Source organism: Heyndrickxia camelliae, from assembly GCF_002844575.1.
In the GTDB taxonomy this organism is placed as follows: Bacteria; Bacillota; Bacilli; order Bacillales; family Bacillaceae_C; genus Margalitia; species Margalitia camelliae.
Genome location: NZ_PIQO01000019.1, coordinates 49,088 through 72,924, shown reverse-complemented (window position 1 = coordinate 72,924; position 23,837 = coordinate 49,088). Strand labels below are relative to the sequence as shown.

Genomic DNA, 23,837 nt, shown 5'->3' with positions numbered 1-23,837 from the left:
TGCTGTATCTCCTTTGTTGCTCTAATTTTTTATAGCGAACTATTCCTTATGTCATACAGATATAGCTATACCTTTATCCAATTCCAATTAGCAATAGTAAGGGGTATAGTGTTTTATGCCGATATAAATTTTCGTACGTTATTTTTTTCATAGAAATAAAAAAACTATCAAAAAAAACTTTTGATAGTCATTTTACTTTTTTCATAACAATGATTAGGCTAGTTATTGTTTTACATAAATAAGATATTACGGTAGGTGAAAAACACCTGTACTGCCATTAACTCTACATAAAGGAGTTCACAGCCTTATCGCCTTTCTTACTAAATCAGTGATTTAACCTTCTTTTTCATTGCCTACATACATTCTAAAGCTAAGTTGTAACAACATCATCAGAATAGATTTTCCAGACTCGCTAATCATTATAAATAAGGAATGGACAGATAATCATTTATAACTTTATACATAAAAACTCAAGATGAACTGCCCCATAAATGTTAGACGCTCTGAGAACATTTATGGGGCATTGTTTTAATTAGAGTGAATGTTCTGTATACGTCCAATTTGTCCATCAGTTAGCCTGACCTTGATACCGTGGGGATGGGTGCCAGATTTGGTGAGGATATCTTTCACGATGCCCCTTGTAAGCTTTCCGGTTTTTTGATCGTTTTTTAATACAATCTCAACTTCCTGGCCAGGGAATATGTGGTTTCGAATTTGTCCGTTCATTATACACCCATTTTTCTGCGGGTATTGCTTGGTCTTTTTGTTTGCTGGCTTTTCATTTTTTTTGTTGAGAGGTCGTTATTCGCTTTTCCCTTACCAGGAAGGGTCTGGTTCTTTTTGTTTTCAAGCTGCTGCTTCATTGCTTCTTGCAAGCTGATCTTCTTTTTTGGAGATTCGGATTGATTATTGTCAGTCAAAGGAAATTCCTCCTTTTGCATAGTAAGACCAGTATAATCTATTTTCGCATATTTGTGAAAGAAGAATGTATGTGCATAGAAAAGTTATTCATTATGAACGAGACATGAAGTATCTTGAAACAATCGGTGTATCATTTGTAAAGGAAGTATAGGCTTTTCGTTTTGTTATATTTTAGGAACAATTCTTTAAAGTATTAACTAGATGATGAGCATAGGTTGTAATCTATCATTCATAACCAATATGCATTAATATCATGCAAATATACAATTGGAAGTTATATGAATAGTGGAGTATGATAAGTAACGTAATAATTATTTTAGTGAGGTAATGCGATGGAGTGGCATCAAATACAATACTTTCAAACGGTGGCAGAGACGGAGCATTTTACCCGAGCTGCGGAAATTCTAAATATTTCTCAACCAGCCCTAAGTCGGGCGATTTCAAAGCTGGAGCAGGAGTTAGAGGTGCAGCTGTTTGACCGTAATGGAAGAAATATTGTGTTAAATAAATATGGAAAAATGTTTTTACAAAGAGTGGAGCGATCCATTCATGAGATTGAGTTGGGCAAACAAGAAATACAAGATATGATTCATCCTAATCACGGAACCATATCATTATCTTTTCTGCATTCTCTTGGGATAAGTTTTATCCCAAGCATTTTGCAAATGTTTCTAACAAAATATCCGGAAGTCAGATTCGATTTAAGCCAATCAGGCTCTAATCAAGTCTTTGAAAAATTGCTTACAGGGGAATGTGATCTTGCTTTATTATCCTACTTTCAGGATGATAAAGAACTTCATTGGGAATCTTTGTGGTCAGAAGAGTTATTTTTAATTGTATCTGCCAATCATGCACTTGCTTCTAAAGATGAAATTGATTTAGTTGAAATCAAGCATGAACCTTTTATTGCATTTAAAAATGGTTATGGACTGCGGACCATTGTTGATCAGATTTGTTCTCAGGCCGATTTTACACCAAATGTAACGTTTGAAGGCGAAGAGATTGGTACGGTTGCAGGATTAGTAGAAGCAAAGTTAGGGGTATCCATTGTTCCGGATGTGAAGGTATTGGATAAAAATAAAATTAAACTGATTCGTATAAGAAACCCGATATGCAGGAGAGAAATCGGGCTTACTTGGAAAAAAGGAAGATACCTATCACCGGTGACGAAAAAGTTTATTGATTTTGTGAAAAATCTTTCGCACACTAAACATTTATAACAAAGTAAAAGGAGTTTATCATTCATCATGGGTTACATTAAACGTGGTACCGCCAGTTTTAAAAAGACAAATTTAGCATTATTTGCTGGTGGTTTTAATACATTTGCTATCCTTTGGAGCACACAGCCCTTACTCCCCGATATTGCAAGGGAGTATCATGTGTCACCAGCAGTATCGAGTTTAACTTTATCGTCCACTACTATTGCATTAGCAGTAAGTATGCTTTTAACAGGTTCATTATCAGAAGTGTATGGGCGAAAACCAGTTATGACCATATCATTAGTAGCTTCCTCGATATTAGCAATATTAACAGCATTTAGTCCTAGTTTTCATTTATTACTTTTATTAAGAATTTTACAAGGAATTGTTTTAGGAGGATTACCTGCCATTGCCATGGCTTATTTAGGAGAAGAAATTGAACCAAAAAGTCTTGGTATGGCAATGGGGCTATATATTAGTGGGAATTCAATTGGCGGAATGGGCGGCAGGATTATTAGTGGTGTCCTTACCGATTATTTCAGCTGGAGAGTTGCGATTGTAGTCATTGGGATCGTTAGTTTACTTGCGAGCCTGTTGTTTTGGTTTATGTTGCCAAAATCAACCCATTTTCACGCGCGTAAATTGGAAATAGGAAAGTTAAGTTCTTCCCTTATTAGTCAATTTAAAGAACCTGGCTTATTTTATATATTTGGTATTGGGTTTTTATTAATGGGAAGCTTTGTTTCTCTGTATAACTATATTGGCTTTCAATTAACTGCTCCGCCATATTCCCTAAGTCAAACTTTAGTTGGTTTTATTTTTATTGTTTATTTAGTTGGAACCTTTAGTTCAACTTGGATGGGGATGCTTGCCGATAAACATGGAAGAAGAAAAATTCTCCAATTTTCAATCGGCATATTGTTGATTGGAGCTCTCATTACCTTAAATACAAATCTTTGGTTTAAAATTATTGGGATTGCTATTCTTACTTTTGGATTTTTTGCAGGACATTCTATTGCGAGCGGTTGGGTTGGCAAGCTTGCTTCACATGATAAAGCACAGGCATCTGCCCTTTACCTATTCTTTTACTATACAGGTTCCAGTATAGGGGGAACCTTGAGCGGAACATTTTATAGCCATTTCGGTTGGATTGGTGTAGTAGGGATGATTATTGTGTTTGCTATTATTGGTGTATTATTCTCGATACGCTTAGGATTGATCGCAAAGAGGAAGTTCCAGCTTCGTAATGTTTAAACTAAGTTCGACTAAAATAATTAGGTGGAAAACCTTTCATTTGATTTTTTACTAAAAGGGGAGTAATATAATAACACAAGCTGCGTTGTTCGTAATCATAATAAAGTTTTAACCTTTGAGCTGTAATAGGGAGTTTTATATAGGAATTGGAATGACAGGCCTCTGTCTATAAGACATGGAGGACATGCAGAAAGGTTCCTGCGAACACCCACTTTGAGGAGTGGTGGTTTAAAACTTTCTTATCATTACATTACGGCAAAGGCGGCTGTACATAATTAGTACTAAAACAGTTTTCATATGAAAACTGTTTTTTCTTTTTTAGAATTGTTTATGGATAAGTTGAAAAAAGTTGTAAACAAATGCTTAAAAAATGGATATTATATATAAAAAGTTGTGTTAACGCAAAAAAGTTGAATTATTTTAAAAAGGGGGATAGCGATGAAACAGACAGAAATGAGAAAACAAAATACGCAAATTCCTTATGAATTTATGAAACAGAGAACAAAAAGGCTGATGATTACTTTATCGCCAATGGTTCTTTTGTTAATGTAATCAAAATTCGGTCTTTCTTTTTATTAAAAATATGTTAATATAATTGTATAAATGAATAAAAGAATCACTAGGGGAGTCTTTTTAGACTGAGACAGACATCGTCTGGACCCTTTGAACTTGATCCAGTTAGTGCTGGCGTAAGGAAGTGGCTGATGTTACTGCGATATTGCATATATTAATGTCATCATAACCCGTCCTTGCGCAAAAAGGGCGGTTTTTTTACGTTTTTGCCTATTTAATTTAATATTGTTATTTGCTAGGGGAGCCGATTTGGCTGAGAGATATCGTAGGATTGAAACCCTTTGGACCTGATCCAGATTGTACTGGCGTAGGGAAGCGGTCAAGGGGTGTTGTTTTCACAACTTAGGCTATAACCGCTTTCTATTTGGAGAGCGGTTTTTTTATGATTATAAAGGAGGAGTTTTTATTATGAGTAATGTTAAGAAAATGACATTAACTTGCGTGATCATTGCGATTACCACATTGACAAGCAATATTGTGTATATTCCGGTAGGTTTTGCAAAAATCTTCCCAATTCAACACATGGCAAATGTTTTAACGGCTGTTCTCTTAGGACCGATATATTCGGTTGCACAGGCATTTATTGTTTCGCTTATTCGAAACATGGCGGGGACAGGATCGATTTTTGCCTTTCCTGGAAGCATGATTGGTGCCTGCTTATCCGGACTTTTATTCATGAAAACAAAAAAGCTTTTATGGGCATTCGCTGGTGAAGTAGTGGGGACGGGCATCCTTGGTGCAATATGCTGTTATCCACTGGCTACTCTTATTCTTGGTCAAAAGGCAGCTGTATTTGGGTTTATCCCGGCATTTATTGTTAGTTCTATTGGCGGTGCAATTATTGGAATTGTTGTTTTAAAGGTATTACTGAAAAATCAAACACTCCAAGGAATGATTCGTAAAAACAGTATATTTAATCGTGACCTATAGGTTGCAAGGAAGGAGCAATGCATAATGACTTTTTCTGAACGCTTATTTCGTAATGTTCAACCAATCTGGAATCAAAACTACCATCATCCATTTGTACAAGGTATAGGGAAAGGCACACTTTCAACAGAATTCTTTAAGGAATATATGAAACAAGATTATGTGTACCTGATTCAATATGCAAGACTTTATGCCATCGGTGTTCAAAAAGCGAATAGCCTTGAAGCCATGACACATTTTTCTCAGCTCTTACATAATATTCTCCATTTTGAAATGAATGTACACCGTGAGTATGCGAAAAGGTTTGGGGTAACAGAGAAGGAATTGGAACAGACTAAACCGACTCCCAACAACTTAGCATATACAAGTTATATGTTAAACGTTGCTCAAAATGGAACTCTTGCAGAACTGATTTCATGTCTGTTGCCTTGTGCTTGGGACTACTGGGAAATAGGGAAACTACTGAAAAAACAATATGGCCATGAATTGGAGAGCAACCCTTATAAAACTTGGATTGAAACATATTCTTCTGATGAATTCGGGGCGATTGCACAATGGTTGATTAAATTATTAGATGAAATTACGGAGGGAAAGCCAGAGGAAGAATTAGTAAATTTAGAACAGCATTTTCAGACAACATCTAAATATGAATATTTATTTTGGGAGATGTTGTACCGAGGTCAGGATTGGCCACTTTAAGTCGATAGCATCATTTATATTAAGAGGCATTGAGTTAATCGGCCTTTATAGAAAGGAATTTATGAAATGACACTTTTCATAGATCAGGTTTCTTTTACTTATCACCAACAACCGATAGTGTCTAACTTTTCCTTAACCGTGGAAAAAGGAGAATTTGTTAGTTTAATAGGAAAAAGCGGATCAGGTAAGAGCACCATTCTAAAAATGATTGCCGGACTGCTTCAACCGGATAAGGGAAGAATTCTGCTGGATGAAGCGATACCTTCACGAGGAAGCTTTGGCTATATGCCGCAACAGGACTTGCTATTACCTTGGAGAACGGTTTTAGAAAATGTAATGCTTGGTTCAGAAATTAAAAAGGGGAGCGTTTATACAAAGGAAGAAGCAAGAGAATGGCTTCGCGAAACGGGACTTGCAAAATGGGAAAATGCATTGCCTAAACAGCTTTCCGGTGGCATGAAACAGCGCATTGCTTTTGTGCGAACCCTCCTGACAGGAGCAAAAGTGCTGTTATTAGATGAACCATTCGGAGCTCTCGATGCTTTTACAAAGCGAGACATGCAAAAATGGCTGGTATCCATTTGGGAAGACCTAGACAAAACGATTCTTTTTATTACACATGATTTAGAAGAAGCAATTCTGCTCAGTGATAGAATTTTACTACTTCATCCACAACAAGGAGTACAGGAAATTAGGGTGGATTTGCCTAGACCAAGAGAGGCGGGAATGATTTATACTGCTTCGCTTATCGAATATCGAAAAGAACTTGAGAGAAGGATTACTGATGGGCTGGTTTAAGCGATTTCGGCAACAATATAGTTTATTTATAGTGGTCTCAATTGTTTGTTTGTTGGTGTGGCAGTGGCTTGTTCAGTCTGAAAAAATACCTTCTTTTATTATTCCCACTCCTACATCGATTGTACAAATGATGATTCATTATCCACATGAATTATTTGTGGTTCATTTAGGAGCTACTTTTCGGGAAGTTTTAATAGGATTTCTGTTCGCGCTAGTAGGAGGAATTGGAATAGCCATTGCAATGTATTTTTCAAAGCCGATGGAAAAGGTGATGTATCCGCTGGTCCTTATTTCGCAAACGATTCCTATCATCGCTTTATCTCCCATTTTTATCCTTTGGTTTGGTTATGGGCTTTGGAGCAAAGTGGCAGTAACCATATTAGTATGCTTTTTTCCGATTGTATTGAATTTTTATGATGGGTTAAAGCAAGTGGACAGGGAGTACATCGATCTTTTGAAAACAATGGGGGCAAGCAAATGGCAGTGTTTTATAAAGGTAGAAATTCCGTTTGCTTTGCCATACATATTTTCTGGAATGAAGTTAGCCGTTGTATTTGCGGTTGTCGGAGCGACCATTGGGGAATGGTTAGGAGCAAGTGAGGGTTTGGGATATTATAGCAGACGAATGTCCGGAAATTTAAACGCAGAAGGAGTATTTGCTGCTGTTACGATTCTTTCTTTACTTGGAATGGTGTTGTTTATAATTGTTCGTCTCGTAGAGAGAAAAATATTATCATGGAATAAGAAATAGGTGAATAGAATGAAAAAATGGTTAATATTAGTAATGATAGCTGTTCTTCTTTTACTTGGAGGTTGTTCTCAAGGTAATAAGGCACAGACAAAAAAAGGACTGCAAAAAGTAAGTATTATGCTGGATTGGTATCCAAATGCAGTGCATACAGCCATTTATACAGCACAAGCAAAAGGCTATTTTGCGAAGGAAGGCTTGGATGTGGATATTAAGATGCCGTCCGAAACGACCGATCCCTTAAAGCTGGTTGCTGCAGGCAAAGTGGATTTAGCAATAAGCTATCAACCACAGGTGGTCATGGCAAGAGCAGAGGGAATACCGGTTGTTTCAATTGCCGCACTTGTTCGAGAACCATTAAATTACTTGATGGTACCAAAGAAAAGCGGAATTACGAGACCGCGAGAGTTAGAGGGGAAAAATATTGGTTACTCCTCTCTGGAGTTTGAACAAGCAGTATTAAAGACGATGGTAAAATATGATGGCGGAAATCCAGACAAAGTGAAAACAACGGATGTTGGCTTTGATCTCATTCCAGCGATAACGGCAAATAAAGTAGACGGAATTGAAGGCGGATATATTAATCATGAAAAACTTCTTCTTGAAAAAGAAGGTCATCCTGTTAATACGTTTAATCCTGCCAAATATGGGGTACCGAATTATTATGAACTGATTTTTATTACAGGTGAACGGAATCTAAGTAAAAAGAAAGCGACCATAAAGAAGTTCTGGAAGGCGATATCAAAGGGGCAAGCAGATGTAACAAAAGACCCAAAAGCTGCATTAAATATATTATATAAGCATGAGGATTCTGCTTTTCCACTTGATCATCAAGTAGAATCGAAGAGTTTAAACATCCTATTGCCGTTAATGAACAGTAATACAGAAGGATTCGGTCACCAGGATTTGGCTGTCTGGAAGAATATTTCTGATTGGTTGTATTCTAAAAAGATGATAGACAAAAAAATTGATGTGAAAAAGTCGTTTATAAACTTAAATTAATTTAATCTTATAATTCTTATATAAAATCTCGGAATTTATATTGACAAAAAGAGGGAATGAAGATTAAGATGTAAAAAATGAATACTCCTTATCAAGAGAAGCCGAGGGACTGGCCCAATGACGCTTCAGCAACCTCTGTTAAAATCAGAAAGGTGCTAATTCCAGCAAGCAAAGCCTTGGAAGATAAGAATGGAGCTAGCTAATCAAGTCCTCTTTTCTTTCAGAATTAGGGGACTTTTTATTTTGAATTTCATGACAGAGAAAGAAGGAATAGGAATGAGTAATATTGTGATTGTATCTGGAAGTCCTTCCGTTATATCCAGGACGGATCTTGTTTTACGTTATGTGCAAAGACGTTTAGAAAGAGAGGGATTTTCGACAAGCTATGTTTCGGTTCTCGATATCCCTGCAGAAGATTTATTATATGCAAGATTCAATAGCCCTGAAGTGGTGAAAATTACTCAAAATATTCTAAATGCAGATGGAATTATTATCGGGTCACCGGTTTATAAAGCATCTTACACAGGAGTATTGAAAGCACTATTGGATTTGCTGCCTGAAGGTGCATTTAAAAACAAGCCTGTGTTTCCACTTATGGTAGGGGGAAGCAAGTCACATCTACTAGCAATTGATTATGCCTTAAGGCCCGTGATTGCGAATTTGAAAGGCAAATCCACCCAAGGAGTTTACCTGCTAGATAGTGTTATCGACAAATCAGAGCCACAAAATCCTGTGATAGAACTAGATGATGTGAATAGACTTCATTACCACTTAAATGAATTTATTGTTTCCATTCATCTTCAACAGCAATTTACCGTTTAAATCTCCTTGCACAAAAAACTAGATCTTTATTTAGGATCTAGTTTTTTGTGTAATATAATGCTGTTGTTATTTCAGGACGTGCCTTGAGCACACCGAAAAACTTGTCAATTTAGTGGTTTTTCTACTAGGTATACATCGCTGTCATTTTCCATAACACATGTCTGTTTGAATTTACATATGATTTAAAATGACAACGTTTAAAAAGGAATGAAATGTATAATACGATGTAATGATTAATGATTTCCATTTAGTGAAGTGAAGCTTCCGATATTAGAGGGTGGATAAGTGCTTTTTTTAATTTAATTGGGGCTTGTTTTTATATTACTAATAGTAAAAGGTGGTTGGGTATAAATTTTCTTAAAAAAAAGGAAAAGAACAATTTGGTCAGGACTATTTTCTTAATTTTTACACCAATTATCTTTTTTATCACGGCAATATTAATCAATCCTTTCGCCCCATATGGATTCGGTAAAGGTATTATTTCTGTTCTGCATGCTTTCTCTTTTTTAGTTAATATTTATTTTCCTTGGCCTTTTTAGAAAAGATAATAATGCTACTGCCAGTAAATAAAGTTTCTTTGGTCATTGGGGGTTGGATCATCAGATCCTTTTTCTCATCATAGTTATCAAAATTCCTTTCGAGGTTTAACAAAATTTGTTTGTAGAAATTCTCTAAACTTGAGTATAAAGGGAAAAGAAAGGTACAATAAAGTATAAAAGAAAGGAATGGATTCTAATGGCTGCTACTCATACATTTTCGAAGGGGGAGGAAATTGCAAATTCTATTACCCATGGAATAGGAGCAATTTTAAGTGTTGCCGGGCTCGTGCTGCTCATTTGCTTTTCTGCGATGGATGGAACTGCATGGCAAATAGTAAGTTTTACTGTTTTTGGATGTACCATGCTCTTTCTTTATTTGTCCTCTACACTGGTACATTCATGGAGAAACGGTAAAGCCAAAGATGTGTTTGAAATACTCGATCACTCTGCTATTTATTTCTTTATTGCCGGTACCTATACTCCATATTTATTAATTATTGTGAAAGGCTGGGAAGGCTGGACCATGTTTGGGGTTATTTGGGGCTTTGCAATTTTGGGAACAGTCTTTAAGTGCTATTTTGTTAAAAAATATCTTTTTACGTCCACTATTCTCTATGTTTTCATGGGATGGTTAATTGTCTTAATATGGAATCCAGTTGTCATGAATTTGAATCCAGCTGGAGTACATCTGCTAGTTGCAGGAGGAATAATCTACACACTTGGAGCAATCTTCTATGTGTGGCGGGGATTTAAGTATCATGCGATTTGGCATCTTTTTGTAATGGCAGGATCTGCATGCCACTTTTTTGGAATACTTTTTTATGTGAAATAACGATGGCAATCCTGCTAATGAAGTGGGATTTTTTTTTGCTAAAAATTAGTAGAAAGAGGTTTTAGACAAAAGAATGGATTCTGGAGAACGATGCGTTTCGGCGAAAATTGATAAACAAAAGGTTCTCTAAATTTAAAAGTTGATTTATTCGATTAAAATAAAGGAAACATATTTCTTTTTAGTTTCTAATTAACAAAAATATGGACATGTTCAGATTTTTGCTTATCGACTAAATAAATTTTCCACTATTGCCCAAAGCTTTACCGCTTTTCGTTAATTAATCGAACACCATATGTGGTAATTTGTCATGTACTTTAATAGGTTACTAAACGCTCTTTTCATCTAAAATTCTGCCGAATGTTTGTTCTTAGTAAGTTTCAGCTATAAATTAGGAAAGATTTAAAAAAATCAACAAAATCCTTTAACGGCGCCAACGAAAAAAGAAAACACATGAAATGATAGCATTCATGTGTTAGTTTCTTTGAGATTTTTTATAGAGAGGAGTTCATAGTGGAGCGGGTAAAAATACCCTTAACTAATTAACTTTTTACTATTAGATAAAGGCGCTTTCCCCGGTTTTGGTTTCCAATTTTTTAATGTATCTTTTAAGTAGTCTTTAAGAACTGTTCGTTTTTTTCTGATTTTCTTTGTTCGATTTTTCACTGGAAAGTCACCACCCTTCCTTTTTATTATACCCCTTTTCGCTCTTTTATCCTATATGACAAAAGTACAACCCAATGAAATATTTAAAAATACTTAAATTATTTAAAAAATGTGATGAAACTCTAAGTGTAAACGTTTACAATAAAAGAAAAAGGGTTAGATTTCCAAAAATGTAAGAAGCACTTCAGAAGGAGGAACAGATAGTTAGATAAAATATTTTTCGGGGGGAATGAAAAAATGAATAAGGGAATGACGTGGTATGTAAGGCACTATTTGTTTAGCTTTATAGTTTTAGGATGCTTGTTTTTCTTTTTTGGCTCACCGAATATTAAAGCAGAGAGCAAGGACGACGAAAAGAAATTCCGTGCAGCACTAGAAAAGTACCTAGTGGAGAATATGCACTATTATGATTCAAAATCTGCGATTGTTAAAGATACTATTATTACAAACGGTCACGTGAAAAAAATAATAACAGTAGATGATCCGGAGACTCCAGAAAATGAAGAGAAAGTGGAGGAATATGATTCAACCATTGTGGTTGGATATGTGAAAGCCCAGCAAAGACGCGATTCTTTTTTCCTTTTTGATTCGACAAATATCTATTATTATGCCGTCGATAAAAATGAATTCATCGATAACTCACAAATTATTGGAAATAATGATGTAAGTAATTTTTTTCAAACCTATTCTAATAAAACCTACAAAGAAATTACTCCTTGGTCCCTCACATTATTCATGCTAATGCTTTCACTCGTGGTAATTGTACCAATTTTCATCATGCTTTTTCATAATATCTCCAAAGAAACAGCGAGATTTCCAAGATACCAAAATGATGACAAGAATATTAGCCTTTAGTTGGTACTTGCAAAAGGTTTGAATATCCTTTTGCAAGTTTTTTTTATTTCTTTATCTCGTTAAAATGTGGTATTATCTTCCATAATAAACAATGGAAAGGGTGGTATCAATGTCACTAGAAAATGTACGTGTTCATTTAAAAAAATGGAATCGAGATCAGGATATTAAGGAATTTGACACATCAAGTGCAACAGTTGAATTGGCAGCTCAAGCAATCGGAGTAATTCCCGCTCGAATTGCAAAAACCATTTCTTTTAGGGGAGACGAGGAGGGAACGGCGATTCTGATTGTTGCAGCAGGAGATACAAAGATAGATAACAAAAAGTTTCGCCTTCATTTTGGCTTTAAGGCACGTATGCTAAGTCCCGAAGAAGTATTGGAACAAACAGGACATGCTATCGGTGGAGTTTGTCCTTTTGGATTAATAAATGATCTCGATGTATATTTGGATGTTTCATTAAAAAGATTTACTACCGTTTTCCCGGCATGTGGAAGCTCTAACTCTGCTATTGAACTAACAAATGATGAATTATGGCTATATGCTAATGCAAAGGAATGGGTCGATGTTTGCAAAGAGTGGCAAGAGCAGGAGGGAAAAACGCTAGTAATGTAAAAGATTACGTGATGATAAACTTTCTTTGCATCCCAATGGCTAAGTATGATTACGCCATTGGGATTATAGATTTGTATTACCAATTTCGAATGTCTATTTATTAAAGCGGTTATAGTTTTTAAAGGAATGTGCCGCAAATATCGCGTCACCATCAGAGCTGAGAAATCTGCAGGGGATTCAACATGGTTTCCCACAATACTTAAGGTACCGTTCCTGCTTTACAAAAACTAGGAAATGTGATACATTTATCTTGAATTCGAGATATTTACGTTTCGAAATATATTCACTATCGAAGATAACCAAATGTTTTGGAAATAATAATAATAAATTATGGTGCTAGGAGGATTTTACATGCATGATTTAAAAGGTATACATCATGTTACTGCTATTACAAGCAGTGCGGAAAAAAACTATGAGTTTTTCACATTTGTATTAGGTATGCGCTTAGTGAAGAAAACAGTAAATCAAGATGATATCCAAACGTATCATCTATTCTTTGCAGATGATACAGGTGGTCCTGGCACAGATATGACGTTCTTTGACTTTCCAGGGATTCCAAAAGGTACACATGGAACAAATGAAATCTCTAAAACATCCTTTCGGGTACCTAGTGATGCAGCGTTAGATTACTGGGTGAAGCGTTTTGATCGTTTGAAAGTAAATCATACTGGCATTAAAGATCAATTCGGCAAAAAAACATTATCCTTTGTGGACTTTGATGATCAACAATACCAATTAATTTCGGATGAGCATAACAAAGGGGTAGCTTCAGGAACACCTTGGCAAAAAGGGCCAATTCCATTAGAATATGCCATTACAGGCCTAGGGCCTATTTTTGTCCGCATTGCAGATTTTGGATATTTTAAAGAAATGATGGAAACGGTTCTTCGTTTCAAAGAAATCGCACAAGAAGGTTCATTTCATTTATTTGAAGTAGGCGAAGGCGGAAATGGCGCACAAGTTATAGTGGAGCAAAATATCATTTTACCTCCTGCTCGACAAGGTTATGGAACTGTCCATCATGCAGCGTTCCGTGTAGAAGACCGTTCAGTATTAGAGGAATGGATTGAAAGGATGAGCCATTTCGGCTTCCATACTTCCGGATATGTTGATCGTTTCTTCTTTGAGTCACTGTATGCAAGAGTTGCTCCGCAAATCCTATTCGAATTTGCTACCGACGGACCTGGTTTTATGGGAGACGAACCATATGAAACATTAGGTGAAAAATTGTCCTTACCGCCATTTTTAGAGCCAAAGCGTGCAGAAATTGAAAGCTATGTGCGCCCAATTGATACGGTAAGAAGTACGATTGAGTTTGTGAAAGAATAATGGATAATTACCAGTGCTATTGAGATTTCCTGTTGGCACTGGTTTTTACTTTTTACGTTTAAATAGGGCACGAAACTGACTTCTACAAGGGATTAGGGGAACCAAAAAGTTAGCTGGATAACCTAATATAAAATAGTGGTTTTTTCCATTTTTTTAATAATCATTATTACCATGAGAGAAGTCTTCCCATGAAAAAAGAGCTAGGCACAACCCAGCTCTATATACTTGACCTTGGTGAGTCACATTGCACGCGGATAATAGATTTGCATCTGGGTCTTTAAAACCAAACCCGCCTTTTCCTTCCATTCCAGGCAGGAAATTAATCGTTCCCACTTCGCCTCCTTGTTCTTTTAAAAAAGAATGGTATCGTTTCAAATCAGGTACGTAGAAGTCAATAACACTATGGACAATATTGGTGTGGGTATTTTTAAAAGATAGATTTTCTACCGATTCTGTTTGATTTAAGTAAAGGGGAGGGACGCCAATTCTGTTTCCCCCTTGTAAGTGTAGTGTAGCATAGCATCGTATTCTCCCCGTTGATGGCAACTTTCACTAGCGAATGTTCTTCTTTATGTTCCATTGTATCCCCCCTTTATAAAGTAGACGAAAGATGTACCAATTTTCAGTCAGGTTTATTCGAAAAAAATATATCCCATTATAAATTAGTTGATAGGGTATATTCTGCAAATGAAGGATAGGACAAAACATATTCACGGTTTACGATTTCCCATAAGTAAAGAGAGGCAATGGATTGATAGGGCGCCCAATGCTTTCCTTTTTCTTCTAATAGTTTTTTGCCATCTGATTCTTTCGGGGCGGAGTAAAGCCATTTAGCTCCTCGCTGCAAACCTATATCAAGAAGGGACAATACATCCAGTCTTCCAAGTGAAAAAATGAGAAACATTTCTGCTGTCCAGCGTCCGATTCCTTTAATTTCTGTGAGCGCCTTTATAACAGATTCATTGCTCATATAGAATAAGTGATCGAATAATATTTCCTTCTGTTGCACCTTTTTGGTTAAATCTCTAATATAAGAAATTTTTCGGAAGGAGATGCCAATTTCACGTAATTGGTTATCTGATAAAGACTGTATTATTTCAGGAGTTAACTGATCGTTCGTTATATTCCGCAAACGTTCATTTAGAACGGAAGCCACTTTCGCAGAGAGTTGCTGTCCGACAATAGAACGCAACAATGCCGAATAGCAATCATCACGTCTGTGCAATTGAAGGGGACCGATTACTTCTATTAGTTGTTTTAAAAGAGGATCTGAATTGCTTAGGTTTTCTAATAGTATATCCTTCATGAATGAACATTCCTTTTTCAATGAATTAGTACAATTACAATATCTTAAATTTTTAGAATTGTAAAATGGAAGCAGTGGAAGGGAGTGTTTAGGAGAAAGTGGCCTGACTTCCAGCAGGCCAAATTTACGACGGCATCAGTTCTTTGACTTTTTCTGCAAAATCCTTACCGAATTTCAGGCAACGTTCTTCATCTTCGCCTTCAGGGATAAGATCCACTTTTAACCCTTCAAGGACGACATTTGCACCCAATTCAATTAATTTCTCTATAATTATATCAACAGCAACACAATATGTATCTTGATAGAATGTATCACCTGAACCAAATACAGCCATTAATTTACCGGTTAAATCAATTTGATCCATCTCTTCGTAGAATAACATGAATTCATCGCCAATCTCTCCGCCTTCATATGTATAAGCACCTAATAATATTCCATCATATTTTAGCATTTCTTTAGGCTTTGCCCGAAGTGCTTCTTTTACGGTAACTTCTAATCCTTCTTCTAGCAAGGACTGTTCAAGAATTTCCGCCATTACCTCTGTATTTCCTGTCATGGAGGCATATATTATTAAGATTTTTTTCATCACAAGCCCTCTTTCCCTTAAGTACTAAAGATATGATTATTTTATCACTTTTGGAAATTATGGAATGCATTAGACGGGATTGTTCATGATATTGTTGGAAATAAAAAAAAGACTTTTAGGTAGGAGAGTACTCCTAACCTAAAAATCTTTTTAACTTAGCGACGATTCATAGTAGCTGGATCTGCACCTTTACGTTCGTTGCGATTAAGCTTGTTGATTTCTGCCATTTCCTCTGCAGTTAATTCGAAATCGAATAAGTTAAAGTTTTCTTCGATTCTGGAAGGAGTAACAGACTTAGGAATGACAATGGTGTTATTTTGTAAGTGCCAGCGTAATACAACTTGTGCTGGAGTTTTGCCGTGCGCTTGCGCAATCTTTTGGATGGTTTCATCTTTCAGAACCTCTCCACCTTGTTGCAGCGGACTCCATGCCTCCACGAAAATATCATGCTTTGCACAGAATTCTTTTAACTCTGTTTGTGAAAGGTATGGATGGCATTCTACTTGATTTAGAACAGGTTTTACTTCACATTCTGATAAAATACGTTCTAAATGCTCAATGTTAAAGTTACATACACCAATTGCCTTTACACGACCGTCTTTATAAAGTTTTTCTAATGCTTTATATGTATCAACATATTGATCGAATTCAGGAGTTGGCCAATGAATCAAGTATAAATCTACATAATCAAGACCCAATCTTTCTAAACTTGCATCGAAAGCTTTTAATGTGTTTTCATAGCCTTGGTCACTATTCCACACTTTTGTTGTGATGAAAAGCTCTTCACGTGGGACAGATGTTTCTTTTAGTGCCTTGCCAACACCTGTTTCATTTTGATAAATCATGGCAGTGTCAATGGAACGATAACCAACCTCAAGTGCTTTTGCTACTGCTGCAGTTGCTTCGTCATCTTTTACTTGCCAAACACCAAAGCCTAGCTGCGGCATTTTTACTCCGTTGTTTAACGTAACGAAATTCATCAAACATCTCTCCTTTAAATTAGTATGTTGCAAATTTTAGAATATCAATTTTTAAAGATTCTTTCAATGAATGAGGCTTACATATGGAAAAGAAAGTAATAAATGGCCTATTTTTTAATTTTGAACAAAATTGTTCTATACAATCTAGAACAGTTCTGTTATAGTAAAAGTATAACAAAAAGAGGTGGAAAACGGATGATGATACAAATAGAACCTCAATCTGATATTCCTATCTATACCCAATTATTTAATCAAATTGTAGAGGGAATAGCCAAAGGGGATATTAATCCAGGAGATTCACTCCCATCGGTACGTTCTTTAGCTGCTGATTTAGGAGTGAATATGCATACAGTGAATAAAAGCTATCATGAGTTGGAGAAAAAGGGTATCATCCAAATTGTTCCTAAATCAGGTGCAGTGATACAGTCTCCGAAAACAATTGCTGTTGGAGAGGCCTTATACGAACAATTAACAGTGCAATGGAGACCAAAAATTGCAGAATCGTTAGTACTAGGGTTGGAACAGGAACAAATTCACACTCTTATTGAGTCTATCGTGAAGGATTTAAAGGGTTCAAAAAATAAAGGAAAGAAGGGGTAAATATGGCTATAACAATTCCAATAGCAGTAATGGTAGTATTGATTATCATGCAAACCATCTTGCCTTATATCGTGAAAAGGACGGTAGTGTTTGGCGTTTCCATTCCGGATTCATATGTGAAGGATAAAAAACTTCAATCTTATAAAAAGTTATATTCTTTATTGGTATTTTTTCTATCTGTCATTGGGTTAGTCTTTTATTTAATTTGGGCTATAAACAGTAATCTGGCAGAGGATACACAAGCTCTAACTGGAATTGGAATCACATTTGCAATAATATTGCTTAGCATGTCTTTATATTTCTACTTTCACGCAAAAACATTGCAACGGAAGAAAGAACAAAAATGGATGGTTGATGTAAAACCAGTGAAAATTACGGATTTAAATGTTCGTCTTCAAGATGAGATGCTTCCATGGTATGTATTTTTATTACCGGTAATCATTACGCTTGGATTAGTAGTATATACAGCATTGCAATATCCGAATTTACCTGAACAAATTCCAATGCATTGGGGACCAGATGGGCAGCCGGATTCTTTTTCTAATAAGACGCCATTATCGGCTATTTTAATGTTACTAATTCTTTTTGTTATGCAAATGATGTTCTTAGGAATAGTGGAAGCAACGAAAAGGTCGGGAATTAAAATTAATGCAACAAACCCAACAGCGTCCAAGGTTCGTCAACTAACTTTACGTAAGTATTCTAGCTGGTTAATGTTTATCATAAGTTTTCTGATTACAGGGCTATTTTCTTATTTACAATTAACAACCATTCATCCGGGATTTGTACATGATTCTTTTAAGATGTTAATCCCCATTATCTTTTTAGCTATTGTATTAATTGGAACCATCACTTTTGCGGTTAAGGTAGGAAATGCGGATAAAAATAATGAATTTCCATCCGTAGTGGGTGTATCTGACATAGATGAGGATGAGGAATACTGGAAGGGCGGACTCTTTTACTTTAATAAAAATGATCCATCTATCTTTGTTGAAAAACGCTTTGGAGTTGGATGGACCATCAATTTTGCTCATCCAATGGGTTATCTGATTATATTCGGACCAATACTATTAATCCTAGTGATCACGTTCTTTGTCTAATTATTTGCATTAAACTCTCAGCGCAATGGAGTTCAACGCTGTGGCTGAAGAGAAAATGATGATAGGATTTGGAACAAAATATCCACTAAATGGAATCTTATTCATTCCAAATGAATTTTCAGGATTGTTACCAGCAGCAGTGGTAAAAGTTCATGACTCCGTTAGAAGTAATATGGATGAAAAAATCGGAAATATTATCCCTTTTAAAGATATTGCAGAATGGTTGTCTGAATTAGGGTTTTTGCACAGAGTAGCCAGGTGCCAGAATAACATTATTCTAGTCTGGTGCCTGGTACCTTTGGTAATAAAAACGTGATGAGGCCAATTACTGTGGCACCGATACAAACAATCATGCCGATTAGGAGCCCGAGACCTCGCATAAAGGTATCTTCTCCAGGATAGAGCGGTACTAAATGTTGATTTTTGTAAAAGAAATAGATGAACAGGATCATGTAAACAGATTGACCGATTAAAATTGCAGATAATCTCTTCAGTATAGGCTTTGGAAAACATTGTTTGATATATACCCATGCTATAACACTAGCTACTGGAGACAAAACTATAAAAACGGGTGTGGAGAAGGGAATGAAAAATACACCCAAAGCTGTAATGGTAATCAGCAGAATATTTATAGCTAAAATTACACCACCCACGGTGAACGGTGATTGAAATTGATATTTTACTGTAAAATTCACTTTGATAAATCGAGTACTCAAAATAGATAAAACAAGAGCAATAAAAAGCAAAAGAGATAATGACATGATAAAAATCCTCCAATAGACGGTGCCAGGCACCATCTTATTATGATTTTAATTTGTTTGATAACTTTGGTGAAGAAATATAGTAATACCGATAATCGCTGCAAAATACAGATTATAATGCCAACTAAAAGTCCAAAAACGATCCCATACATGAATTTTCTATAGGGTCCTTTAACGGAAATGGGATGCATTGGATAAGGAATAGAAAAACAAAGCGATATAGACTGATTGACCGATTAGAATGGCATATAACCTTTTTCGAAAGGATTGTTAAAAAAACGATTTAATATAACTCCAAGCAAATTACTTAGAATCGGTGAAAGAAACATAAAAACCAAGATGGAAAAAGGTGTATAAATGGTTCCTAGCACAGTGAAAGTGATAAGAACTATATTAATGATTAGTACAGCACCTCCAGCAGTTTAGAGGACTTTTGAACAATATTTTTGAATGAAAGTAAATACCAGTAAAACGATGCTGAAAAATAGCTAAAAATACCATGATAAGTGGCAATAAAAGAAATTCCATCTTCAGTGCCCTCCTTTAATATACATAGAAATTCTATGTATATAGATAAAAAAATTAGAGACCATAAGTGATCCCAATTTTAAATGCAAGCTTACTAAGTGGAAAGAAAAGTACGGTTACTAGGACACAAACTGCTATAAATACTGGATTAAGAAAAGGTGAAAACATTTCCCCAGGGATAACATTGAATAGGGTAATAATCATCAGGAGCATATTCGGAATGGACGCCCACATCATTGTTTTATTTACCATTTTCTTTCCGTTCGGTCCGTATTGCTTTCCAATAGTATATCCTACATAAACCCAATACATGGAGTAAAGCAGCAGGATGAAATTCGACTTATGTGATAAATAATTCCAAGTATCTTTTACTATTGCCCAATCACTTAGTTGATGGCTCAATGTGAGGCATATACCACATACAAAAAATGCCCAGTTTAATAGAATCAAATATATCATTGTTCTCGAACGAGCAGGCTGCATAAAGTTTTTTCCCAAAACTAATGGATTTCCTAATTCAAAAAGGACTTCTTCAGTCGCTGCTTTTTCCGATTTTCCAACTAGCATTTTATCTTTAATCCCATCCTCCATATGCGTGGATATTTCATTCAAAATATCCTCTATTTCAGGATGGTTGTGTAAAGCTAGTCTTAATTTGTGCAGATAATCTTGTTTTAGATTCTTCATCGTTAATCTCCTAATACCTTTGTCATAACACCAACAAAGCGGCTCCATTCCTTAGACTTTTGCAGTAGTGCCTCTTTTCCAGCCTTTGTGATGCAATAATATTTACGAGACGGACCTTTCTCTTGATCCTGCCAATATGAGTCAATATAACCTTGTTCTTCTAATTTTTTTAACGCTGGGTACAATGTGCCTTCTTTTATTTGAAATGCATCCTCACTTCGTCGTTCCATTTCTTTAGAAAGCTGATAGCCATACATGTCTTGCTCTTCTAATAAATGAAGTAAGAGCAGAGAAGTACTTCCTTTTACCAATTCCCGGTTGAACAAGCCAATCACCTACCTAGAATTAAGATGTATATAATTTACCATAATCATACATCATTGGCAATTGTATAATGAAAAAGTTTTATCCTAAAAATTTTGAAAATTCCGTTAGAAATAGTATATAATTGTAAGAAACAATGGAAAGGAGATGCAAATGAGTAATTTAAATCAAACATCCATTTTAGATGAATCTACACTAGACTGTTGGTGCCAAATAGCTGTTCCGGAAATAGATCTTTTTTTCTTTGAAACGATGGAACAAGTTCTAAACTATCTGCCTATAGGCTCTCTCATTATTCCACGCTCTGAATTTAAAGAGCATAACAGTTATACAAACATTGATATTAATAATAGTTACCAGCTATGGAATATTTCTAAAGATGGCAAATATGTTTGTGCAGCTCATCCCCAGCTAATTTCAAGCCTTGATCAAGATAAAAGAACGGCGATTTTACATATACAAAAAAGGTTAAACAGAGGATTAATATATCCATGGGTATTCGTTCAAGAAGGGTTACAAGCAGTAGCTATAATTCATCAAACGGAGACGCTAGAATTGCTGGAATCTTATTTAGTACAAGATGAAGCGGATTCATTTATTGTATTTCAAAAGGAAATGTGGAGTCAGTTACCAGTCGATTTCAAAAGGAATCTATTAAGTAAATTAGCAGAATCCTATATGGATATAGAAGAAAATCTCGATTTTTATGATGACAAGATAACTCCTGTTTTGGAAAAATATACAAATCGCTTTCCAACTATGAATGGCCCTAATTGCTTGGCGGCCACATTAGCAGCTGCAACAAATCGTTTGGAGGAGAGTGAGTGGATCATCAATCAGTGGGTCCATCCTGATACTTTTTTGCTTGGCCTGGAATTGCGAGGGTATAAGGAGGTAGATTGTGAGATTGATCAGATGCAGTCAAGGGATATTATAGTATGGAAAAATGAGCATTCTGATATCATTCATGCTGCTTACTATCTTGGAAATGGCCTATTCTTCAATAAAAATGGACAAACCTTTTTTAATAAATGGCAGGTCATACGGAAAGAGACATTAGTAAATAATTGGGGAAAAGAAAATTTTATGGTTTATAGAAGTTTAAAAAAAAGTACCGGATAACCGACAAAAATTCTCGCATTGCAGGCAGAAGGGGAATGATTATGGAAATAAAAAGAATGGATCGAAATGAAGTGGAGGATGTGGCCAGATTTATTTCTATAATGAATAAAAATGCGGAGTGTCATATTGGCTATTGTGGAACGGACAAAGAAGAAATCCAAAATGTATTAACCAATGAGTTGGATATTCCGTATTGGGAAAGTTTCCTTACAGCATATAAGAATGATGAATTGATCGGTGTCATCGGTTTGGATACTGATATCGAAAATCATAGTGCTGAAATGTGGGGACCTTTTATTACGGAAAAGAACTGGAGTATTTCAACCGATATATGGCAAAGGATGCTAGAGCATATCCCTGCTGCTATTGAGGAAATCTATATGTTTCCTAATAAAAGGAACTTAAATAGTATTCATTTTGCGGAAGTACAAGGTTTTGAAATGAAGAATCAACAAACCATACTGGAAATAAAGAAGCATAAACGAAATTTTTACGAGAGAGAAACACTTATAGAATTACCAAATGAGTTTCGTTCTGACTTTATACATCTTCACCAACGAGCATTTCCACGATCATATTATAATGGTCAGCAAATTTTAGACAGATTAAATAACGACAGAAAAGTATTCATCACTTTAGAACATAACGTTTTTGCCGGGTATATTTATGTAGAAGCCAATCCGGAGTTTGGTGAGGCAAGCATTGAATTTTTTGCAGTAAAAGAAGAATTTAGGAGAAAAGGAATAGGGGGAAGATTATTAAACATTGCCTTACAATGGTTATTTTCATATGAAAATATACAGGAGATCGGGCTTTGTGTAAATTCAATTAATGAAGGAGCGATTCTTCTATATCAAAAAGCAGGCTTTGAGCATGTCCATGATTTATGCTTTTTCAGTAAAAACTTGAAATAGATCCTGCAAAGGGAGTAATGAATATGGAAAGAACAAATTTGAGGATAGAAACAGAGAGACTAATCATTCGGCCGTATTTAATAGAAGACTATGAAAATTGGTATATAAATTACGACAATCGATTACCATCCCAATATAAATATGATGACGGCCGCCCTTTGAATATGCCCTTATCCACAAAGGAATGGTTTAATGAATGGATAAATGGTTTTTATCAGGCTGCTGTAAAGGATGACACATATGTTTTTGGGATATTTCGCAAAGTGGATGGAGTGAACATTGGAAAATTAGAGATAAGTACCATCCTCAGAAAAGAGTATCAATGGGCAATGATGGGATATTCCGTCCATAATCAATATTGGAAAAACGGTTATGCAACCGAAAGTGTGTCTAAGGCTACTGAATCATTCTTTGAATACTTAGGCTATCATCGGATTGAGCTTCATATTAATGTGGATAATCAACCTTCTATCACACTTGCAGAACGGACCGGCTTCCATTTTGAATGCATAAGAAAAGAGTTTTCTTATGAAAATGGGGAGTGGACTGATTTTGCTATATACTATAAGAATCGTGTATTATGATAAAAAGTTTATATTTTAGAAAAGGGGAATCTAGATGATTAAAAAAGTCGGTCAAATAATGCTATATGTAAATAACCAAGACGAGTCCTTGAAGTTTTGGACCGAAAAAGCCGGATTTACACTGATCGCGAAAGAAGATAATGGACAAGGATTTAAATGGTATGAGATTGCGCCTACAGAAGATAGCGAAACAAGCATCATTCTTCATAATAAGGAATTAGTAGCAAAGATGTCACCAGAAATAAATCTTGGTACACCGTCCTTAATGTTTTTTACTGAAGATCTTGAAGCACTATATAAGGGCTTCAAGGATAAAAACATTACAGTAGGAGAAATTGTCAACATGCCGTCTGGCAAAGTTTTTAACTTTGCAGATGATGAAGGGAATTATTTTGCGGTTATGGAAAGATAGGCAATTTTTAACCCCAGCATTCATTTGATGCTGGGGTTTTCATTTATAAAGGAATCAAGCAATATTTGCAGAATTATTACATGTAAGAAAATCTATTCTGGAAACATCTAACCAGGAAGATATGATTTTGCATCAGCTAACCGTTTAGTGACACCGTTC

The 23,837-nt window shown here is 35.6% G+C and carries 29 protein-coding genes, 1 other RNA gene and 3 riboswitches; of the genes, 20 read left to right on the top strand and 10 right to left on the bottom strand.

The genetic code is table 11. The features are described 5' to 3' along the window. Window positions 1-528: 528 nt before the first annotated feature. Together CWO92_RS19615 and CWO92_RS19610 are read right to left on the bottom strand one after the other, a co-directional pair. A complete protein-coding gene (locus tag CWO92_RS19615; protein WP_101355903.1) occupies window positions 529-726 on the bottom strand; it encodes a YwbE family protein in 198 nt (65 codons plus the stop codon). Beyond that, complete coding sequence (locus CWO92_RS19610) at window positions 726-920, bottom strand: hypothetical protein (RefSeq protein ID WP_199256911.1); 195 nt, start codon at window positions 918-920, stop codon at window positions 726-728. Before CWO92_RS19610 ends, CWO92_RS19615 begins: the two co-directional genes overlap by 1 nt. Before the next feature lie 333 nt (window positions 921-1,253). Here CWO92_RS19610 and CWO92_RS19605 point away from each other — a divergent pair, with 333 nt between their 5' ends. The 13 genes from CWO92_RS19605 (at window position 1,254) to CWO92_RS19540 (ending at window position 13,774) form a co-directional block, all read left to right on the top strand. Then, window positions 1,254-2,141 (top strand): LysR family transcriptional regulator, encoded by an 888-nt coding sequence (locus CWO92_RS19605; protein ID WP_101355901.1) that lies wholly within the window; start codon window positions 1,254-1,256, stop codon window positions 2,139-2,141. A gap of 27 nt (window positions 2,142-2,168) precedes the next feature. After that, window positions 2,169-3,374 carry an MFS transporter gene (locus CWO92_RS19600; protein WP_101355900.1) on the top strand — a complete coding sequence of 402 codons (1,206 nt, stop codon included), beginning with the start codon at window positions 2,169-2,171 and terminating at the stop codon, window positions 3,372-3,374. A 74-nt stretch (window positions 3,375-3,448) separates the two neighbouring features. Beyond that, window positions 3,449-3,646, top strand: a non-coding RNA gene (gene ssrS, locus CWO92_RS19595) — 6S RNA. 339 nt (window positions 3,647-3,985) lie between these two features. Next, window positions 3,986-4,087, top strand: a riboswitch (TPP riboswitch). An 87-nt stretch (window positions 4,088-4,174) separates the two neighbouring features. Then, a riboswitch (TPP riboswitch) is annotated at window positions 4,175-4,278 on the top strand. Between the two features lie 77 nt (window positions 4,279-4,355). After that, the gene (gene thiW / locus CWO92_RS19590) at window positions 4,356-4,877 is read left to right on the top strand and encodes an energy coupling factor transporter S component ThiW (protein ID WP_101355899.1); all 522 of its coding nucleotides are present in this window, start codon (window positions 4,356-4,358) and stop codon (window positions 4,875-4,877) included. Between the two features lie 24 nt (window positions 4,878-4,901). Then, window positions 4,902-5,573, top strand: coding sequence for a thiaminase II (gene tenA, locus CWO92_RS19585; RefSeq protein ID WP_101355898.1), 672 nt, complete (start codon window positions 4,902-4,904; stop codon window positions 5,571-5,573). A 66-nt stretch (window positions 5,574-5,639) separates the two neighbouring features. Further along, the gene (locus CWO92_RS19580; protein WP_101355897.1) at window positions 5,640-6,371 is read left to right on the top strand and encodes an ABC transporter ATP-binding protein; all 732 of its coding nucleotides are present in this window, start codon (window positions 5,640-5,642) and stop codon (window positions 6,369-6,371) included. Next, window positions 6,358-7,122 carry an ABC transporter permease gene (locus tag CWO92_RS19575; protein ID WP_101355896.1) on the top strand — a complete coding sequence of 255 codons (765 nt, stop codon included), beginning with the start codon at window positions 6,358-6,360 and terminating at the stop codon, window positions 7,120-7,122. Before CWO92_RS19580 ends, CWO92_RS19575 begins: the two co-directional genes overlap by 14 nt. Before the next feature lie 9 nt (window positions 7,123-7,131). After that, on the top strand, window positions 7,132-8,121 hold the full coding sequence (locus CWO92_RS19570; RefSeq protein WP_101355895.1) for an ABC transporter substrate-binding protein: 990 nt from the start codon (window positions 7,132-7,134) through the stop codon (window positions 8,119-8,121). 85 nt (window positions 8,122-8,206) lie between these two features. Beyond that, window positions 8,207-8,311, top strand: a riboswitch (SAM riboswitch). Window positions 8,312-8,397: 86 nt separating this feature from the next. Beyond that, window positions 8,398-8,943 carry an NADPH-dependent FMN reductase gene (ssuE, locus tag CWO92_RS19565; RefSeq protein WP_101355933.1) on the top strand — a complete coding sequence of 182 codons (546 nt, stop codon included), beginning with the start codon at window positions 8,398-8,400 and terminating at the stop codon, window positions 8,941-8,943. Between the two features lie 735 nt (window positions 8,944-9,678). After that, a complete protein-coding gene (gene trhA, locus CWO92_RS19555; protein WP_101355893.1) occupies window positions 9,679-10,314 on the top strand; it encodes a PAQR family membrane homeostasis protein TrhA in 636 nt (211 codons plus the stop codon). A 900-nt stretch (window positions 10,315-11,214) separates the two neighbouring features. Continuing rightward, window positions 11,215-11,832, top strand: a complete 618-nt coding sequence (locus CWO92_RS19550) for a hypothetical protein (protein WP_101355892.1) — start codon at window positions 11,215-11,217, stop codon at window positions 11,830-11,832. Window positions 11,833-11,941: 109 nt separating this feature from the next. Beyond that, window positions 11,942-12,445: a YbaK/EbsC family protein gene (locus CWO92_RS19545; RefSeq protein ID WP_101355891.1), complete on the top strand. Its 504-nt coding sequence runs from the start codon at window positions 11,942-11,944 to the stop codon at window positions 12,443-12,445. Between the two features lie 351 nt (window positions 12,446-12,796). Next, window positions 12,797-13,774: a ring-cleaving dioxygenase gene (locus CWO92_RS19540; RefSeq protein WP_101355890.1), complete on the top strand. Its 978-nt coding sequence runs from the start codon at window positions 12,797-12,799 to the stop codon at window positions 13,772-13,774. A 153-nt stretch (window positions 13,775-13,927) separates the two neighbouring features. Here CWO92_RS19540 and CWO92_RS19535 read toward each other — a convergent pair whose 3' ends face one another. The 5 genes from CWO92_RS19535 to CWO92_RS19520 all read right to left on the bottom strand — a co-directional run bounded on the left by CWO92_RS19535 (window position 13,928) and on the right by CWO92_RS19520 (window position 16,646). Beyond that, a complete protein-coding gene (locus tag CWO92_RS19535; RefSeq protein WP_101355889.1) occupies window positions 13,928-14,107 on the bottom strand; it encodes a hypothetical protein in 180 nt (59 codons plus the stop codon). 94 nt (window positions 14,108-14,201) lie between these two features. Next, on the bottom strand, window positions 14,202-14,354 hold the full coding sequence (locus tag CWO92_RS25585) for a hypothetical protein (protein ID WP_165786730.1): 153 nt from the start codon (window positions 14,352-14,354) through the stop codon (window positions 14,202-14,204). A 75-nt stretch (window positions 14,355-14,429) separates the two neighbouring features. Continuing rightward, window positions 14,430-15,080: a DNA-3-methyladenine glycosylase family protein gene (locus CWO92_RS19530; RefSeq protein WP_101355888.1), complete on the bottom strand. Its 651-nt coding sequence runs from the start codon at window positions 15,078-15,080 to the stop codon at window positions 14,430-14,432. 124 nt (window positions 15,081-15,204) lie between these two features. Further along, a complete protein-coding gene (locus tag CWO92_RS19525; protein ID WP_101355887.1) occupies window positions 15,205-15,666 on the bottom strand; it encodes a flavodoxin in 462 nt (153 codons plus the stop codon). 155 nt (window positions 15,667-15,821) lie between these two features. Continuing rightward, window positions 15,822-16,646: an aldo/keto reductase gene (locus CWO92_RS19520; RefSeq protein WP_101355886.1), complete on the bottom strand. Its 825-nt coding sequence runs from the start codon at window positions 16,644-16,646 to the stop codon at window positions 15,822-15,824. A gap of 195 nt (window positions 16,647-16,841) precedes the next feature. On the opposite strand from CWO92_RS19520, the gene CWO92_RS19515 reads away from it, so the two are divergent. Genes CWO92_RS19515 through CWO92_RS19505 form a run of 3 tightly spaced genes read left to right on the top strand, consistent with a single transcriptional unit; the run spans window position 16,842 to window position 18,662 of the window. Beyond that, a complete protein-coding gene (locus CWO92_RS19515) occupies window positions 16,842-17,246 on the top strand; it encodes a GntR family transcriptional regulator (RefSeq protein WP_101355885.1) in 405 nt (134 codons plus the stop codon). Between the two features lie 2 nt (window positions 17,247-17,248). Then, window positions 17,249-18,346: a DUF1648 domain-containing protein gene (locus CWO92_RS19510; RefSeq protein WP_101355884.1), complete on the top strand. Its 1,098-nt coding sequence runs from the start codon at window positions 17,249-17,251 to the stop codon at window positions 18,344-18,346. A gap of 40 nt (window positions 18,347-18,386) precedes the next feature. Next, window positions 18,387-18,662, top strand: coding sequence for a hypothetical protein (locus CWO92_RS19505; protein ID WP_101355883.1), 276 nt, complete (start codon window positions 18,387-18,389; stop codon window positions 18,660-18,662). Here the strand turns inward: CWO92_RS19505 and CWO92_RS25140 are convergent. From CWO92_RS25140 to CWO92_RS19495, 3 genes are all read right to left on the bottom strand, one after another. After that, window positions 18,619-19,107 carry a hypothetical protein gene (locus tag CWO92_RS25140; protein WP_133120587.1) on the bottom strand — a complete coding sequence of 163 codons (489 nt, stop codon included), beginning with the start codon at window positions 19,105-19,107 and terminating at the stop codon, window positions 18,619-18,621. The two genes, CWO92_RS19505 and CWO92_RS25140, sit on opposite strands and share 44 nt — an antisense overlap. Window positions 19,108-19,689: 582 nt before the next feature. After that, window positions 19,690-20,322 (bottom strand): HAAS signaling domain-containing protein, encoded by a 633-nt coding sequence (locus CWO92_RS19500; protein WP_101355882.1) that lies wholly within the window; start codon window positions 20,320-20,322, stop codon window positions 19,690-19,692. A gap of 2 nt (window positions 20,323-20,324) precedes the next feature. Continuing rightward, window positions 20,325-20,648 (bottom strand): PadR family transcriptional regulator, encoded by a 324-nt coding sequence (locus tag CWO92_RS19495; protein WP_101355881.1) that lies wholly within the window; start codon window positions 20,646-20,648, stop codon window positions 20,325-20,327. Between the two features lie 151 nt (window positions 20,649-20,799). Here CWO92_RS19495 and CWO92_RS19490 point away from each other — a divergent pair, with 151 nt between their 5' ends. From CWO92_RS19490 to CWO92_RS19475, 4 genes are read left to right on the top strand one after another with little or no spacing between them, the layout of a single operon-like run. Continuing rightward, entirely contained in the window at window positions 20,800-21,768 is a 969-nt protein-coding gene (locus CWO92_RS19490; RefSeq protein WP_101355880.1) for a hypothetical protein, read from the top strand. A 41-nt stretch (window positions 21,769-21,809) separates the two neighbouring features. Next, on the top strand, window positions 21,810-22,682 hold the full coding sequence (locus CWO92_RS19485) for a GNAT family N-acetyltransferase (protein WP_165786729.1): 873 nt from the start codon (window positions 21,810-21,812) through the stop codon (window positions 22,680-22,682). 23 nt (window positions 22,683-22,705) lie between these two features. After that, a complete protein-coding gene (locus CWO92_RS19480; RefSeq protein WP_101355878.1) occupies window positions 22,706-23,266 on the top strand; it encodes a GNAT family N-acetyltransferase in 561 nt (186 codons plus the stop codon). Between the two features lie 34 nt (window positions 23,267-23,300). Continuing rightward, window positions 23,301-23,678, top strand: a complete 378-nt coding sequence (locus CWO92_RS19475) for a VOC family protein (protein ID WP_101355877.1) — start codon at window positions 23,301-23,303, stop codon at window positions 23,676-23,678. Window positions 23,679-23,837 lie beyond the last annotated feature (159 nt).

Coding starts and splice junctions, on each gene's coding strand:
- CWO92_RS19580 (WP_101355897.1), top strand. CDS start 5,640: ATGACACTTTTCATAGATCAGGTTTCTTTTACTTATCACCAACAACCG.
- ssuE (WP_101355933.1), top strand. CDS start 8,398: ATGAGTAATATTGTGATTGTATCTGGAAGTCCTTCCGTTATATCCAGG.
- CWO92_RS19605 (WP_101355901.1), top strand. CDS start 1,254: ATGGAGTGGCATCAAATACAATACTTTCAAACGGTGGCAGAGACGGAG.
- CWO92_RS19545 (WP_101355891.1), top strand. CDS start 11,942: ATGTCACTAGAAAATGTACGTGTTCATTTAAAAAAATGGAATCGAGAT.
- trhA (WP_101355893.1), top strand. CDS start 9,679: ATGGCTGCTACTCATACATTTTCGAAGGGGGAGGAAATTGCAAATTCT.
- CWO92_RS19575 (WP_101355896.1), top strand. CDS start 6,358: ATGGGCTGGTTTAAGCGATTTCGGCAACAATATAGTTTATTTATAGTG.
- CWO92_RS19475 (WP_101355877.1), top strand. CDS start 23,301: ATGATTAAAAAAGTCGGTCAAATAATGCTATATGTAAATAACCAAGAC.
- CWO92_RS19490 (WP_101355880.1), top strand. CDS start 20,800: ATGAGTAATTTAAATCAAACATCCATTTTAGATGAATCTACACTAGAC.
- CWO92_RS19570 (WP_101355895.1), top strand. CDS start 7,132: ATGAAAAAATGGTTAATATTAGTAATGATAGCTGTTCTTCTTTTACTT.
- CWO92_RS19480 (WP_101355878.1), top strand. CDS start 22,706: ATGGAAAGAACAAATTTGAGGATAGAAACAGAGAGACTAATCATTCGG.
- CWO92_RS19515 (WP_101355885.1), top strand. CDS start 16,842: ATGATGATACAAATAGAACCTCAATCTGATATTCCTATCTATACCCAA.
- thiW (WP_101355899.1), top strand. CDS start 4,356: ATGAGTAATGTTAAGAAAATGACATTAACTTGCGTGATCATTGCGATT.
- CWO92_RS19510 (WP_101355884.1), top strand. CDS start 17,249: ATGGCTATAACAATTCCAATAGCAGTAATGGTAGTATTGATTATCATG.
- CWO92_RS19600 (WP_101355900.1), top strand. CDS start 2,169: ATGGGTTACATTAAACGTGGTACCGCCAGTTTTAAAAAGACAAATTTA.
- CWO92_RS19525 (WP_101355887.1), bottom strand. CDS start 15,666: ATGAAAAAAATCTTAATAATATATGCCTCCATGACAGGAAATACAGAG.
- CWO92_RS25140 (WP_133120587.1), bottom strand. CDS start 19,107: ATGTCATTATCTCTTTTGCTTTTTATTGCTCTTGTTTTATCTATTTTG.
- CWO92_RS19550 (WP_101355892.1), top strand. CDS start 11,215: ATGAATAAGGGAATGACGTGGTATGTAAGGCACTATTTGTTTAGCTTT.
- CWO92_RS25585 (WP_165786730.1), bottom strand. CDS start 14,354: ATGGAACATAAAGAAGAACATTCGCTAGTGAAAGTTGCCATCAACGGG.
- tenA (WP_101355898.1), top strand. CDS start 4,902: ATGACTTTTTCTGAACGCTTATTTCGTAATGTTCAACCAATCTGGAAT.
- CWO92_RS19520 (WP_101355886.1), bottom strand. CDS start 16,646: ATGAATTTCGTTACGTTAAACAACGGAGTAAAAATGCCGCAGCTAGGC.
- CWO92_RS19540 (WP_101355890.1), top strand. CDS start 12,797: ATGCATGATTTAAAAGGTATACATCATGTTACTGCTATTACAAGCAGT.
- CWO92_RS19615 (WP_101355903.1), bottom strand. CDS start 726: ATGAACGGACAAATTCGAAACCACATATTCCCTGGCCAGGAAGTTGAG.
- CWO92_RS19485 (WP_165786729.1), top strand. CDS start 21,810: ATGGAAATAAAAAGAATGGATCGAAATGAAGTGGAGGATGTGGCCAGA.
- CWO92_RS19530 (WP_101355888.1), bottom strand. CDS start 15,080: ATGAAGGATATACTATTAGAAAACCTAAGCAATTCAGATCCTCTTTTA.
- CWO92_RS19500 (WP_101355882.1), bottom strand. CDS start 20,322: ATGAAGAATCTAAAACAAGATTATCTGCACAAATTAAGACTAGCTTTA.